This is a genomic window from Streptomyces lacaronensis (assembly GCF_047337785.1).
GTDB classification, from domain to species: domain Bacteria; phylum Actinomycetota; class Actinomycetes; order Streptomycetales; family Streptomycetaceae; genus Streptomyces; species Streptomyces lycopersici.
Genome location: NZ_JBLHDK010000003.1, coordinates 5,874,532 through 5,887,725, shown reverse-complemented (window position 1 = coordinate 5,887,725; position 13,194 = coordinate 5,874,532). Strand labels below are relative to the sequence as shown.

The following is a 13,194-nucleotide window of genomic DNA, read 5'->3' as shown; positions in this document are numbered from 1 at the left end:
GCGACGGGAACCACTCTGGGCCGCGCGGCGGGGTATTCCGGGGGCCGAGCCGTCCTTTGGGACGTCCCATCCGGGCCCACCCTGACGACCTGCCAAAACGCCCATGGGGACGGCCGGGTGCGGGACGGGGGAGGCCGTGCCGTGGGACATGACGAGACGGCCCCCGCCGGAGCGGGGGCCGTCCGGGGCAGGTAGCCGGGGGGAGGCGGCTACCTGTCCGGCTGGGTGGCTCGGAGTCGAGCGGTCACCGGAGCGGAAGGGCGGTGGGGGTCACCGGACGGGGACGGCCACCGGACGGGGCGGTCACCAGAGCAGGGCGTCGGAGGCGTCGCTCTGCCAGTAGCCGACCTCCGCCCCGCGGCCGACCTCCACCGAGTCGCCGGGGAGGTCGACGGAGCGGCGGCCGTCCTCGCCGTGGACGGAGACGGTCAGCGCGGTGGCCTCACGGTCGTCGGCCGGGTCGTCCGCCGCGGAGGTGGTCAGGCCCGCGTAGCCGCTCTCGCCGGGGGCCAGCGTGACGACCGTCTGGGGCCGGGTGTCCGCGGCCTCCGGCACGGCCGGGCTCGCGTCGTCGAACCGCACCGCGGGGAAGCCGGTGAGACGGCAGGTCCCGCCGGACTGGTTGGTGATCTCCAGCAGGAGGTGGTTGGCCGGGCGGGGGACGGAGGTGACGCTCACCGACATCGTGTCGAGGCGGCAGACCCCGGCCTCCCCCTCGGCGCCGCCGGCGGTCCGCAGACCGCCCTGGGCCCCGGCGTCGGCCCCGCCCGCCGCCGTGTCCCGCGGGGCCCGCTGGACGCCGTCCTGGAGGCCGTCCTCATGGGCGGCGGGGACGGCCGGGGCGATGCTCTCCGCCGCGCCGGCCGTCCGCACGCCGGACGCGTCGGCGGTGCCGCACGCCGCGAGGGTGATGCCCGCGGCGACGACCGTCAGTCCGGCAGCGACCGAGCGCAGGGTGCCGGCGCGGTGGGCGAGGCGAGCGGTGGTGAGCGGCATGGCGGGTCTCCCCTCAGCGGGCGTTAGGGCGTTTTCCGGTACGGCTCAAGCCTGTCCGGACCGGCTGCCGTTCGGCTGGTGAACCGCTGCCGCCCGCTAACGCCTCGCTAACGCCCCGCTGTTCGCCACTGCTCAGCCCCCTTGTGACGGCCCGCCAGGGGATCCGCCAGGGGGTCCATCGGCAGTTCCGCCGGACGCCTCGCCCGGGGGCTCGCGGTCGCTGCCGTCACCCTGGGCGAAGAGCTTCACCAGATCGCTCATCACGTAGCGGTTGGTGGCCTCCTCGTCCAGCAGGTGCATCTCCGCCAGCCGCTCCAGGGAGTCCTGGATCAGCTCGGGGTCCGCGCCCGACAGCGCGGCGGCCTCGGCGGTGTTGACCTCCCGCGCGAAACCGGCGCCCAGGGCCCGCAGCAGCTGTGCGTCGTCCGCCGAGAGCCGGGCCACCGAGTTGCGCAGCGCGGCTGCCACTCCGGTGTCCTCCGCCGACAGCAGCGCGAGCCGGCGGCGCTCGTCGCGCAGCGCGGTGGCCAGCCGGGCCAGCCGCCAGCGGGGCCGCGCCATCAGCTGGGCGGAGGCGGCGCGCAGCGCCAGCGGCAGCCCGTCGCACAGGGCCACCAGCTCCCGCGCGGCCTCCGGGTCCTCGGCGACCCGGGCGGGCCCCAGCAGCGCGCCCAGCAGGCCCACCCCGTCCTCGGGGCCGAGGGCGTGCAGCCGTACCGGTCGGGCGGCGTCGGTGGCGATCAGCCCGTCCAGCCTGCTGCGGCTGGTGACCAGCGTGGCGCAGTGGGGGCCGCCGGGCAGCAGCGGGCGCACCTGGGCGGAGCTGCCCGCGTTGTCCAGCACCACCAGCAGCCTGCGGCGGGCGGCCAGCGAGCGGTACAGCGCGGACGCGGCCTCGGTCGAGGTGGGGATCTGCTCGGCCGGGGTGCCGAGGGCCAGCAGGAACTCGCGCAGCACCTCGGCGGGCACCACCGCCTCGCCGCCGCTGAAGCCGCGCAGATCCGCGAAGAGCCGTCCGTCGGGGAAGGCTGCGGCGTGGGCATGGCCCCAGTGGACCGCCAGACCGGTCTTGCCGACCCCGGCGGGCCCGCTGAGCAGCGCGATACCGCCTTCCTGGGGGTAGCCGCCGGAGCCGCCCGCGGCGCCGCCCTGGGCCGGTTCGGCGGTGCCCAGGGTCAGCCGGGTGAGCTCGGCCAGCTCCGCGCCCCGGCCGTGGAAGCCCGCCGGGGGCCGGGGGAGCAGCTCGGGCACGGGCGCGGGCGCCGAGGCGGCCGTGGACAGCGGCTGATGCGGGGTGGCCTGCTGTGCGCCCGGCTGCCCGGCGGCACCCGGCTGCTGCCCGGCGGCCTCGGCGCCGCCCCGCGGTCCGTCCGCCGTGGGGGCCGCCCGCAGGATCTCCTGGTACGCGGCGCTCAGCCGCTGGCCCGGGTCGACCCCCAGGTCGTCGTCGAGCAGCTGCCGGGTGCGGTGGAACCAGGCGATCGCGTCGGACTGCCGCCCGGAGCGGTACAGCGCGAGCATCAGGGCGGCGATCAGCCCCTCGCGCAGCGGGTTGGCGACGGCGGCGGGGTGCAGGGCGCGCACCGCCTGCTCATGCTCGCCCAGGCCCTCGTGGGCCCGCGCCAGGGCCTCCACGGCGCTCAGCCGCCGCTCCTCCAGGGCGTGCGCGGCCGCCGCGAACGGCGGGCTGGCCACGGTCCCGGTGAGCGCCGGGCCGCGCCACAGGCCGAGCGCCTGCCGGAGCAGCTGGACGGCCTCGCCGGGGGCGGACTCCGGGCTGGCCTGGGCGGTCAGCTGGTCGAAGCGCTGGGTGTCGATCAGGGATTCGGGGATGCGCAGCAGATAGGCGGAGCTGTGGGTGGCCAGCTCGACACCGTTGTCCTCGGCGCCGCCCTCGGCCAGGGCCGCGCGGAGCCGGGAGACATGGCCCTGGATGACGGTCCGGGCGTGGGCGGGGGGCTCGTCCTCCCACAGGCTGGATATCAACTGCTCCACGGACACCGTCGCGTTGGGCCGCAGCAGCAGCATGGCCAGCACACTGCGCCGTTTGGCGGGCCCCAGCGGAAGCTCGACGGGTGCTGCTTGCGGGCCCGCCGTGACGGTTACCGGACCCAGCAGGGAGAAGTCCAACTCAAGCCCCCAGAAAGGCGTGCAGTGCCTTGGCCAGCAGCCGCGGGTCCTGTGCCCCGCACAGCTCCCGGGCCGAGTGCATGGAAAGGATCGCGATGCCGATGTCGACGGTTGCGATGCCGTGCCGGGCGGCGGTGATCGGCCCGATGGTGGTGCCGCACGGCATCGAGTTGTGGGAGACGAAGCTCTGCCAGGGGACACCGGCGCGCTCGCAGGCGGCGGCGAAGACGGCTCTCCCGGCGCCGTCGGTGGCATATCTCTGGTTGACGTTCACCTTCAGGATCGGTCCGCCGTTGGGGCGCGGGTGGTGGCCCGGCTCATGGCGCTCGGCGTAGTTGGGGTGAACGGCGTGGCCGGTGTCGGAGGACAGGCAGACGGTGCCCGCGAAGGCCCGCGCCCGCTCCTCGTACCCCCCGCCGCGGGCGAAGACCGAGCGCTCCAGCACCGTGCCGAGCAGCGGGCCGTCGGCGCCGGTGTCGGACTGGCTGCCGTTCTCCTCGTGGTCGAAGGCGGCCAGTACGGGGATGTACGGCAGCTCCTGGTGGGCGGCGGCGATGAGCGCGGCCGTACCGGCGTGCACGGAGACAAGGTTGTCCATCCGGGGCCCGGCGACCAGCTCGCGGTCCCGGCCGAGGTAGGCGGGCGGCTCGACGCTGTGGGTCATCAGGTCCCAGCCGGCGATCTCCTCGGCCGCGACCCCGGTCTCCTCGGCGACGAAGCGGATCAGGTCGCCCTCCTCGACGCCGCCGAGCCCCCAGACGGGCGTCATATGGCGCTGCTTGTCGAGCTTGAGGCCCTCGGTGTTGACCGATCTGTCGAGGTGCACGGCGAGCTGGGGGACGCGCATCAACGGCCGGTCGACGGTGACGAGATGGTGGGAGCCGTCCCTGAGGGTGATCCGGCCGGAAAGCCCGAGGTCGCGGTCGAGCCAGGTGTTGAGCAGCGCCCCGCCGTAGATCTCGACGGCGATCTGCCGCCAGCCGTGCGCACCGGTGTCGGGAATGGGCTTCACGCGCAAATTGGGAGAGTCGGTGTGAGCGCCCACAATCCGGTACGGAGTGGCGGCCTCCGCCCCCTCGGGGACGTACCAGGCGATGAGCGCGCCACCGCGCAGCACGAACCGTCCACCGGCCGCCCCGTCCCAGGGCGCGATCTCCTCGATCCGGCGGAACCCGGCCTTCTCCAGTCGCTCTGCGGCGCTCGCCACGGCGTGGTACGGCGAGGGGCTGGCGCGGAGGAAGGACATCAGGTCATCGGTGTGGCCGCGGTCGATGCCGGGTTGTGCGCTCATGTGCTCAGCATAGATTCGCCGGGGGGCGGCTCGCCCTGGTACGGGAGCGGCGGCCATCCGTGGGGCCACGTTGATCCAATCTGATGAAAGCTCGTCAGCTAAGGCGAGAAGTCGGGCGAATCGGTCGATATTCCTCGTGATCAAGCAACGCCGCACTGAGTCGTAACTCGAGGGGATACCGGATGCGCGTTCTTCGACACCTGCTTGTCGTGCTGGGGTCGCTGCTGCTGCTGTGCGCCGGCGGACCGGCCATGGCCAAGCCCGTCACGGACCTCACCGCGGGGCTGGCTCCCGTGGCCTCCCCGGAGCCGGCGGCGGCGCCCTCGCCCGGCCCGCGGCCGGGAGGCGGCGGGGACGGCGAGGGCAAGGGTCACCCTCCCTGTCCCAGCACGAACCGCATCGGGGGGACCAACACCGCACCGAATCCTCCGCTCGACCGCTACTACAAGGGCGACTGGCGGCTCGGACCCGCTCAGCTCCCCCGCTACGGCGCGATCGGGCGCATGCTCGAAGGCTATGAACGACTCGACCACTTCCCCACCGCCTCTTCGTTCCTCAACTGTTATTGGAATGAGCGGACGAACGGCTGGTGGTACCCCTACCCCGACGGCTGGGTCCTGCTCAACGGTTCACCCCTGCACACCACGGTCCAGCTGAAGGTCGGCCAGAAGGTCGACTTGTTCGGGAGCGGTTTCGGCCACTTCCTGGCCCCGGCGGGCACGCCCTACGCGGAGCGCGCGCTGCCGCCCAGCAACCTCAACACCCTCGACCCGGCGTATCCGCACGGCTATCACCTCTACGAGGTCACCGAACCCTTCCTGGTCGAGGGCGGTCCCATCCGGCCCTGGTTCGGCCAACCAGGTTTCGGGCTCCAGTATCTGACGGGGCCTTCGATCCCCCAACTCGTCGCGGCCGGCAATCTCCGCCCGCTCAACTGAGGGCGGATCCTGGACCGGTGGACAGAACGGAACTCGTCCGGACCCTCCGCGACGAACAGGTGCCGGACGCGCTGTACGACATCCCGGGAGTGCGGGACATCCCGGTGCAGCCGGACGCGTACTACTACCTGCGGCCCGCGCCGGACGGCGGCTGGGAGACCGGCCTGCGGGAGCGGTCCCTGGACCGGGACACCAGCCGGTTCGCCACCGAGGACGAGGCGTGCCGGGATCTGCTGGAGAAACTGAGGGCCCGCCCGCGCCCGCCGGAGGGCGGGGGCGAGTCGATCGACGAGCTCCTCGCACAGGGCGAGGAGCTCAGGCGATGGGCCCGCGAGGAGGTCGAACGGGCGCTGCGGGAGCGACCGCCCGGCGACCAGGAGCGGTGACGACATGACACGCGCACAGACCAGGAGGCCGGCCGCCCCGCTGGAGGATGGGACGGCCGACCCCCTGGACGCTATGAGGGAAGCCCTTAGAACGCTGCCTCGTCCAGGTCCATCAGCCCCTTGTCGACCGACTCGGCCAGCGAGCGCTGCACCGAGACGCCCGGCAGCACCTCATGGGCGAAGAACTTCGCGACGGCGATCTTGCCCTCGTAGAAGGACCGGTCCTTGGTGGAGGCCGTGCCCAGCTTCTCGGCGGCCACGGCCGCGCCCTTGAGCAGCAGATATCCGATGATCACGTCACCGGAGGCCAGCAGCAGCCGGGTCGAGTTGAGACCGACCTTGTAGATCGAGCTGACGTCCTGCTCGGTGGCGGCCAGGTCGGTGAGCATCGCGCCGACGATCGCCTCCAGGTCCACCGCGGCCTGCGCGAGCTGGTCGCGGGCGGCCTCCAGGTCCTCGCCCCCGGCGGCCTCGGCCAGGAACTTCTTGATCTCCTCCGAGACGACGGTCAGCGCCTGGCCCTGGTCCCGGACGATCTTGCGGAAGAAGTAGTCCTGGCCCTGGATGGCGGTGGTGCCCTCGTACAGGGTGTCGATCTTGGCGTCCCGGATGTACTGCTCCAGCGGGTACTCCTGGAGGTAGCCGGAGCCGCCGATGGTCTGGAGGGACTGCGCCAGCTGCTCGTACGCCTTCTCCGAGCCGTAGCCCTTGACGATGGGCAGCAGCAGGTCGTTGAGGCGGTTGGCGGCGGAGGCGTCCTCGCCCGCTGCCTCCTTGATCAGGACCTCGTCCTGGACCGAGGCGGTGTAGAGCACCAGCGCGCGCAGGCCCTCCGCGTACGCCTTCTGCGTCATCAGCGAGCGGCGCACATCGGGGTGGTGGGTGATGGTCACCCGCGGGGCGGTCTTGTCGGTGAAGGCCGCCAGGTCCGGGCCCTGCACCCGCTCCTTGGCGTACTCCAGCGCGTTGAGGTAGCCGGTGGAGAGGGTGGCCATGGCCTTGGTGCCGACCATCATCCGGGCGAACTCGATGATCTTGAACATCTGGCGGATGCCGTCGTGCTTCTCGCCCAGGAGCCAGCCCTTGGCCGGGTGGTCGGCGCCGAAGGTCAGCTCGCAGGTGTTGGAGACCCGCAGACCCATCTTGTGCTCGACGTTGGTGGCGTACACGCCGTTGCGCGTCCCGAGCTCACCGGTCTCCCAGTCGAAGTCGTACTTGGGGACGACGAACAGCGACAGACCCTTGGTGCCGGGCCCCGCGCCCTCGCGGCGGGCCAGCACGAAGTGGATGATGTTGTCCGAGAGGTCGTGCTCACCGGAGGTGATGAACCGCTTCACACCCTCGATGTGCCAGCTGCCGTCCTCCTGCTGGGTCGCCTTGGTGCGGCCCGCGCCGACGTCGGAACCGGCGTCCGGCTCGGTCAGCACCATGGTGGAGCCCCACTGCTTGTCCACCATCAGCTGGGCGATCTTCAGCTGCTCCTCGGTTCCCTCGTCGTGGAGCACCCCCGCGAAGGCCGGGCCCGAGGCGTACATCCAGATCGGGGCGTTGGAGCCGAGGATGGTCTCGGCCGAGCCCCACAGCAGCGAGCGAGGGCAGGCGGTGCCGCCGAGCGACTCCGGGACGCCCAGCCGCCACCACTCGGCCTCCATGTAGGCCCGGTAGCTCTTCTTGAACGACTCGGGGAGCGGCGCCGTGTGGGTCTTGGGGTCGTAGACGGGCGGGTTCCGGTCGGAGTCGGCGTAGCTTTCGGCCAGCTCGTGCTCGGAGAGCCGGGCTATCTCGGCAAGCACGCTCTTGGCGGTGTCGACGTCCATCTCCGTGAACGGGCCGGTGCCGTACACCGTGTCGCGCCCGAGCACCTCGAAGAGGTTGAACTCGATGTCGCGGAGATTCGACTTGTAGTGCCCCATGGCGACGGCTCCGTAAGGATCGGGAGGCCAGGACCTCTGCGTTGACGCGTATCAGATCAGCTGATGCCATGATGCTACCCGTGGGTAATAAAGGGCAACCCTCAACCGGGTAACTGTGACTCAGTACGCTTCTGCGCATGTACGGCTACGACCAGAACGCGAGCGCAGGGCAGGGCTACGCCGCCCCGCCACCTCCGCCGCAACAGCAGCCGCATGCGTCACATCACGCGGCGGGTGCGGGGTACGGCCAGCAGCCGCTCTACCCGGAGCCCTCCCCGCCGTCGCTCGCCGACGCGGTGCGGGCCTTCACCACCGGATCGATGTCGGCCGAGGACTTCCAGCAGATCTTCGCCGGGTCGAAGGTCTACTGCCCGCGCGGTGACAACCCCGGCTTCCTGGCGCTGCACAACACCCAGCAGCCGGTGATCCCCATGTTCACCTCGCTCAAGGAGCTGCGGAGGTACGCGGGCAAGGAGTCCAAGTACTTCGTGATCACCGGCGCCGAGGTGATCGACCTGCTGCCCACCGGCTATGGCTTCGTCCTCGACATGGAGGGCGAGCACCGGATCGTCTTCGACGCGAAGGCGGTGGAGCAGATGGTGGACTTCGCCATGCGCCGCATGTACGGCTAGACCCGCATACGTCCGAAAAGCGCCATTTGCCCCCTAAGGTGCTCGGGCGGAAATAAAGGCCCTCTTGCGGGTCGTTCACCGTTCAATTAAGTTGAATGGTGAACGACCGAGGAGGCCGTCATGCCCGCAGTGACCGTAGAGAACCCGCTGACCCTGCCGCGCGTCGCGGCACCCGCCGAGGCACTACAGCGCCCCGTGCTCACCGTCACGACCGCTCCCAGCGGTTTCGAGGGCGAGGGCTTCCCGGTGCGCCGGGCCTTCGCCGGTATCGACTACAAGCACCTCGACCCGTTCATCATGATGGACCAGATGGGTGAGGTGGAGTACGCGCCGGGCGAGCCCAAGGGCACCCCCTGGCACCCCCACCGCGGCTTCGAGACCGTCACCTACATCATCGACGGCATCTTCGACCACCAGGACTCGCAGGGCGGTGGCGGCACGATCACCAACGGTGACACCCAGTGGATGACGGCCGGCTCCGGCCTCCTCCACATCGAGGCCCCGCCGGAGTCCCTGGTCATGTCGGGCGGCCTCTTCCACGGCCTCCAGCTGTGGGTGAACCTCCCGGCCAAGGACAAGATGATGCCCCCGCGCTACCAGGACATCCGCGGTGGCCAGGTCCAGCTGCTGAGCTCCCCCGACGGCGGCGCGCTGCTGCGCGTCATCGCCGGTGAGCTGGACGGTCACGCCGGTCCCGGGATCACGCACACCCCGATCACCATGGTGCACGCCACGCTTGCTCCGGGCGCGGAGATCACCCTGCCGTGGCGCGAGGACTTCAACGGCCTCGCGTATGTGCTCGCGGGCCGCGGTGCCGTCGGTGCCGAGCGGCGTCCGGTCCACCTGGGCCAGACCGCCGTCTTCGGAGCCGGTTCCGCGCTGACCGTGCGCGCGGACGAGAAGCAGGACTCCCATACGCCGGACCTGGAGGTCGTCCTCCTCGGTGGCCGGCCGATACGTGAGCCCATGGCGCACTACGGGCCGTTCGTGATGAACACCCGCGTGGAGCTCCAGCAGGCGTTCGAGGACTTCCAGAAGGGTCGGCTCGGCACGATCCCCGCGGTGCACGGGATGTCCGAGGGCGGGATGTAAGGCTCGCCGGGACGAGATGCGAACGAGCCCCGTCCGGATATGGACGGGGCTCGTCGGCGCTTACGGGCGGCTCACCCGTCTTTCCGTGTTGTCTCAGTGTTGCCCGGCGCGACGCTTCCGGGTCACGAACGCGGCTGCCGCGCCCGCACCTGCCAGCAGGGCACTGAGGGAGATGATCTTCAGCAGGCCGGACGTACCTGTGTTGGCCAGCGAACCACCGCCTCCGCTTGTCCCGGAGCCTCCGCCGGTGCCCGAGCCTCCGCTTGTCCCCGAGCCTCCGCTTGTCCCGGAGCCTCCGCCAGACTGGGGGCCTGGCTCGTTGGGCGGCTCAGAGGTGGGCGGCTGCGAGGACGGCGTGGGAGTCGGCGTGGGAGTCGGCGGTTTCTGCTTGGGGATGTACACGCCGGCGTCGATCGTGTGATCGACCTCTCCCGGCTTGTCCGGAGCCGTGACAGGCGCGCGTCCGTTGCACGGCCGCCCGGTCGTCGGCGGGGTCACATTCGAGTCATGTGCCCGGTTGGCACCGGCCCGCGGGAGCGTGAACCGCAGCTTGGTGGCCGGCGGCTGGGTCGGCACCTTGTCGGTGTCCGCGGTGCACACGTCGAACTGGACCGTGTACTTCGCACCCGGGTTGAGTTCGTAGGCGGCGCCGACGCCACCGAAGTAGTACTCGCCCGCGGCATCGGTCTTGGTCGTGGCGACCTGCTTGCCGTCGGCGTCCAGCAGGTTGATCGTCGCGTCCGGCAGCGGCACTTCGTTGCGACCCTCGGGGTCCTGGATCCCATTGTGGTCGCCGTCGAACCACACCCGGTTGCCGATCTGGATCGGCGCGTTCGCCGCCTCGTACGCGATATCGCCGAGCCCACCGGCCTTTCCGAACCCGCTCTGCTCCCGACTGACGAACTGGTACGCGTTGGCGTCCGGAGCGTTGCCCGGGCCCTGACCGGTCGTGACGTCGTGGTAACCGGTCCCGGAGGTCGCCACGTTGACGGTCGGGTCGAATTCCGTGCTGACGACCCACTGCTGCTGCGGAATGTAGGCCACCGACCCCAGCGCGGTCTCCAAGTGCGCGCCGCGGAAGAAGTCGCCCGGGAAGTACTCGACGACATCGTTGGCCTGGCCGCCATTGGTGGCGGGCGTGGCGTGGTTGGGGCAGCTTCCGGTGCCTTCCCACTCGTACCCACCGGTGGGAGCGGCACAGGCCATGGTGATATCGCCGCCGGCCATGCCGTTTTCCGGGCTGTTGTCGTTCGGCCTCGGGTCCAGTCCACCCCAGCTCACGACGTCCATGAACCGGTCGCGGAAACCGAGGATCATCGAACCGTCGCGAGTGAAGGCGAGGGAGGCGAGCTCCGGCTGCGGATCGATGAAGACGTTGCCCACCTTCCGTTCGTCCCACGTGGCCAGGGAGGTGTTCCACGGGTTCCAGTGGTTGGCCTGGACGACGTCGTCGGAACCGAAGACGGAGCCGCGCTTGGCGGTGAGCGGCTGGGTCAGCACGGTGTCGAACTGTCCGCCGTCGTAGGTGTAGACGACGGCTTTCAGGTCTTCGCGCTTCTGTGTGCTCTCCGCGCTGCACACGCCACCGACGTAGAGCTTGTTGTCGTGGACCTGAAGGCTGAACGGCCGCCAGTCACCGGGGCTCGCGCAGCCCGGGTCCGGGATGCGCACCGTCGCTTCGGGTGCGGATGCCGTGGTGCCGGTCGCGTCGAAGCTGACCAGTCTCCGGGTCAGCAGGTTCACCGCGTACAGCGTCGAGCCGTCCTCCGACAGGGCCAGGCCGCCGATGCTCTCCTTGCCCGGCGCATCGGTGAACCCGGCGTCCTTGATCATGTTGGAGGCGTCGTGCGACGTCGCCGTGGCGCCCGGCACCTTCGCGAACAGGGTCGGCGCGCTCCCACCGTCGGTCGGCGTGGTGTAGATCGCGTCACCACCCTCCGGACCGTACGGGGTGTACCGCCGGGCGAACGCGCCCTGGAAGATCCGCTTCCGGTCCTTGTCGTAGGCCAGCGCGAACGTCGTGCCCACCTGGGCCTGCGTGTTGAGCGTGGTCGGGCACGCCGTCTGGTCAGGACACGTACCTCGTTTGTCCGTCCCGAACGCCACCAGTGCCCGGGTGTCTTTCCCGTCGGCGGTGTTCTGGATCGGCACGAAATACCGCGAGTCCGGCAGCGCGTAATCGGCCGGGTTCCAGACCCCGGTAATGACCGAGTCGTCCTTGCCCTCCGATACGTCCACGAATGTCGTGAAGCTGTCGAAGTGGTTTTTTGCCGTCGAGGCCGGTGCCGCCCGCAGATACTTGTTGTACGGCGCCGGGACGGTGACGTCGACGCGGTACTGGCCGCCGGTCAGCTCGGTCGACTTCGAGACCACCACCTTTCCGGTGGCATCCGTGGTGCCGGTGACCCGATGGCCGGCCGGGTCCGACACCTTGACCTTCATGCCCCGCTGCGGCACGTCCATGGTCGTGTTGATCACGCCGGTGCCGAAGAAATCCCGCAGGACCTGAACCGTCAGGGTGCCGTCGCCAGTTGAGGCGGTGGCCGTCCCGGCGGTCGCGCCCATGGCGCTGCCCAGCAGAACGAAAGTGCAGAGACTCACTCGTGCCAGTGGACCCGTACGCTTCCCGGCTGTCCGGCGTAACCTTCCACATACTCTTCGCACAGCCATCACTCTCCCCTCGTGATGTGAACCGACCACCCGTTTCCGGCCGTGTATCCGCTTCCCGGTCCCGGGTGACACGTCGGTCATGAAAAGGGCCCACCGCTGTTTCGGTGGGCCCGGTCGTTCTTGGTCGTTCTGGCGGATGTGGCGAATTCAGGGACTCGGGAGTGCCATTCCCAGACGAGCCGCACTTGGCCTCGCTTCCCACATGGAAAAAGCACAACAGTCTGAATTGTCATCCTGAACCGCCCCACCAGCAGCGATACTGTAGCGGGTGTGACCCAAGATCGGGGGGAGAGTAGGGAATGAATAAGCGGAACGGGTTAGCGATGCGCCGGGTACGGAGTCTGAAAATCAGACACGTTTTCTCGCGGCGCGCGGCCGGTCGGCGCCGATGGCCGCGGCCACGCTGGGTGGTGGCCGCGGCCATCGGCGGTGTGGCCGTCGCGGTGGCCACGTTCCTGGTCGCCGACAGCGACTCCGCCCCCACCGGTCCAAGGGAATTGACCTCGGATCAGGCGGGCCGTCTGGCGGTCACGCGGTTCCTCAACTTCCAGGAGGGCGGGCGCGCCATGACGATCAACGTGCCGGGCACCGCCGGTGGGCTGATGATCACCGGATCCATCGACTACCGCCGCAAAATCGGTTACGGCGCGGTGCACGGCACCGGGCGCGATTCGTCCAGCGACGGGCTGATCCAGTGGACGGCCACCACGGTGTCCGTCCACCCGATGGCGAACACCCCGGCAAAGGCACCGGCACGGCCGCCGGAGTCGGGCTGGTCCAGCCGTCCGCTGCAGAGGTACGGCAGTTCGCTGGACAGTTCGCTGGCCATCGCGCTGAAGCTCGGCAGCGACCGGCCGGACAACGCCGAACTCTTGCCGCAGAACGGCGCCGCCTGGGTGGGACGGGACCGGTTGGACGGCCGTCAGGTGGACATCATGACCGGGCCGAGCGCCGCCCGTGCCACGCCCGGTACGGCGGGGGCGTCCGGTCCGGAGGGTGCCGTGCGCTACTGGATCGGTTCGGACGGCACCATGTACCGGGTTCGCGTCGGCGTGGCCTCCGCATCGCAGCCCGTGGTCATCGATTTCGACACCCAGAAGTACGTTCCGGTCCGGCCGGTACCGGGGGTCACCCCGGCGCGGTAGC

The 13,194-nt window shown here is 70.6% G+C and carries 10 protein-coding genes; 5 read left to right on the top strand and 5 right to left on the bottom strand.

Translation table 11 applies throughout. The features are described 5' to 3' along the window. Positions 1–303: 303 nt before the first annotated feature. The 3 genes from ACMTAK_RS25515 to ACMTAK_RS25505 form a co-directional block, all read right to left on the bottom strand. Positions 304–996: a DUF4232 domain-containing protein gene (locus ACMTAK_RS25515; RefSeq protein ID WP_413808363.1), complete on the bottom strand. Its 693-nt coding sequence runs from the start codon at positions 994–996 to the stop codon at positions 304–306. A 132-nt stretch (positions 997–1,128) separates the two neighbouring features. Beyond that, the gene (locus ACMTAK_RS25510; protein WP_413808362.1) at positions 1,129–3,126 is read right to left on the bottom strand and encodes an AfsR/SARP family transcriptional regulator; all 1,998 of its coding nucleotides are present in this window, start codon (positions 3,124–3,126) and stop codon (positions 1,129–1,131) included. A 1-nt stretch (position 3,127) separates the two neighbouring features. Beyond that, on the bottom strand, positions 3,128–4,417 hold the full coding sequence (locus ACMTAK_RS25505; protein WP_413808361.1) for a M18 family aminopeptidase: 1,290 nt from the start codon (positions 4,415–4,417) through the stop codon (positions 3,128–3,130). A 182-nt stretch (positions 4,418–4,599) separates the two neighbouring features. Here ACMTAK_RS25505 and ACMTAK_RS25500 point away from each other — a divergent pair, with 182 nt between their 5' ends. After that, positions 4,600–5,355: a TNT domain-containing protein gene (locus ACMTAK_RS25500; protein ID WP_413808360.1), complete on the top strand. Its 756-nt coding sequence runs from the start codon at positions 4,600–4,602 to the stop codon at positions 5,353–5,355. Positions 5,356–5,372: 17 nt separating this feature from the next. After that, the gene (locus tag ACMTAK_RS25495; protein WP_413808359.1) at positions 5,373–5,741 is read left to right on the top strand and encodes a hypothetical protein; all 369 of its coding nucleotides are present in this window, start codon (positions 5,373–5,375) and stop codon (positions 5,739–5,741) included. 86 nt (positions 5,742–5,827) lie between these two features. Here the strand turns inward: ACMTAK_RS25495 and ACMTAK_RS25490 are convergent, their stop codons facing one another. Then, the gene (locus ACMTAK_RS25490; RefSeq protein WP_413808358.1) at positions 5,828–7,654 is read right to left on the bottom strand and encodes an acyl-CoA dehydrogenase; all 1,827 of its coding nucleotides are present in this window, start codon (positions 7,652–7,654) and stop codon (positions 5,828–5,830) included. A gap of 137 nt (positions 7,655–7,791) precedes the next feature. Between ACMTAK_RS25490 and ACMTAK_RS25485 the strand changes: the two genes are divergently transcribed. Both ACMTAK_RS25485 and ACMTAK_RS25480 read left to right on the top strand, forming a co-directional pair. Beyond that, entirely contained in the window at positions 7,792–8,286 is a 495-nt protein-coding gene (locus ACMTAK_RS25485) for an SseB family protein (protein ID WP_020869891.1), read from the top strand. Positions 8,287–8,406: 120 nt separating this feature from the next. Continuing rightward, positions 8,407–9,378 (top strand): pirin family protein, encoded by a 972-nt coding sequence (locus ACMTAK_RS25480; protein WP_413808357.1) that lies wholly within the window; start codon positions 8,407–8,409, stop codon positions 9,376–9,378. A gap of 93 nt (positions 9,379–9,471) precedes the next feature. Here ACMTAK_RS25480 and ACMTAK_RS25475 read toward each other — a convergent pair whose 3' ends face one another. After that, positions 9,472–11,943: an SdrD B-like domain-containing protein gene (locus ACMTAK_RS25475; protein WP_413812989.1), complete on the bottom strand. Its 2,472-nt coding sequence runs from the start codon at positions 11,941–11,943 to the stop codon at positions 9,472–9,474. Between the two features lie 548 nt (positions 11,944–12,491). On the opposite strand from ACMTAK_RS25475, the gene ACMTAK_RS25470 reads away from it, so the two are divergent. Continuing rightward, positions 12,492–13,193: a hypothetical protein gene (locus tag ACMTAK_RS25470; protein ID WP_413812988.1), complete on the top strand. Its 702-nt coding sequence runs from the start codon at positions 12,492–12,494 to the stop codon at positions 13,191–13,193. Position 13,194: the final 1 nt, after the last annotated feature.

Coding starts and splice junctions, on each gene's coding strand:
- ACMTAK_RS25515 (WP_413808363.1), bottom strand. CDS start 996: ATGCCGCTCACCACCGCTCGCCTCGCCCACCGCGCCGGCACCCTGCGC.
- ACMTAK_RS25505 (WP_413808361.1), bottom strand. CDS start 4,417: ATGAGCGCACAACCCGGCATCGACCGCGGCCACACCGATGACCTGATG.
- ACMTAK_RS25500 (WP_413808360.1), top strand. CDS start 4,600: ATGCGCGTTCTTCGACACCTGCTTGTCGTGCTGGGGTCGCTGCTGCTG.
- ACMTAK_RS25490 (WP_413808358.1), bottom strand. CDS start 7,654: ATGGGGCACTACAAGTCGAATCTCCGCGACATCGAGTTCAACCTCTTC.
- ACMTAK_RS25485 (WP_020869891.1), top strand. CDS start 7,792: ATGTACGGCTACGACCAGAACGCGAGCGCAGGGCAGGGCTACGCCGCC.
- ACMTAK_RS25480 (WP_413808357.1), top strand. CDS start 8,407: ATGCCCGCAGTGACCGTAGAGAACCCGCTGACCCTGCCGCGCGTCGCG.
- ACMTAK_RS25475 (WP_413812989.1), bottom strand. CDS start 11,943: ATGGGCGCGACCGCCGGGACGGCCACCGCCTCAACTGGCGACGGCACC.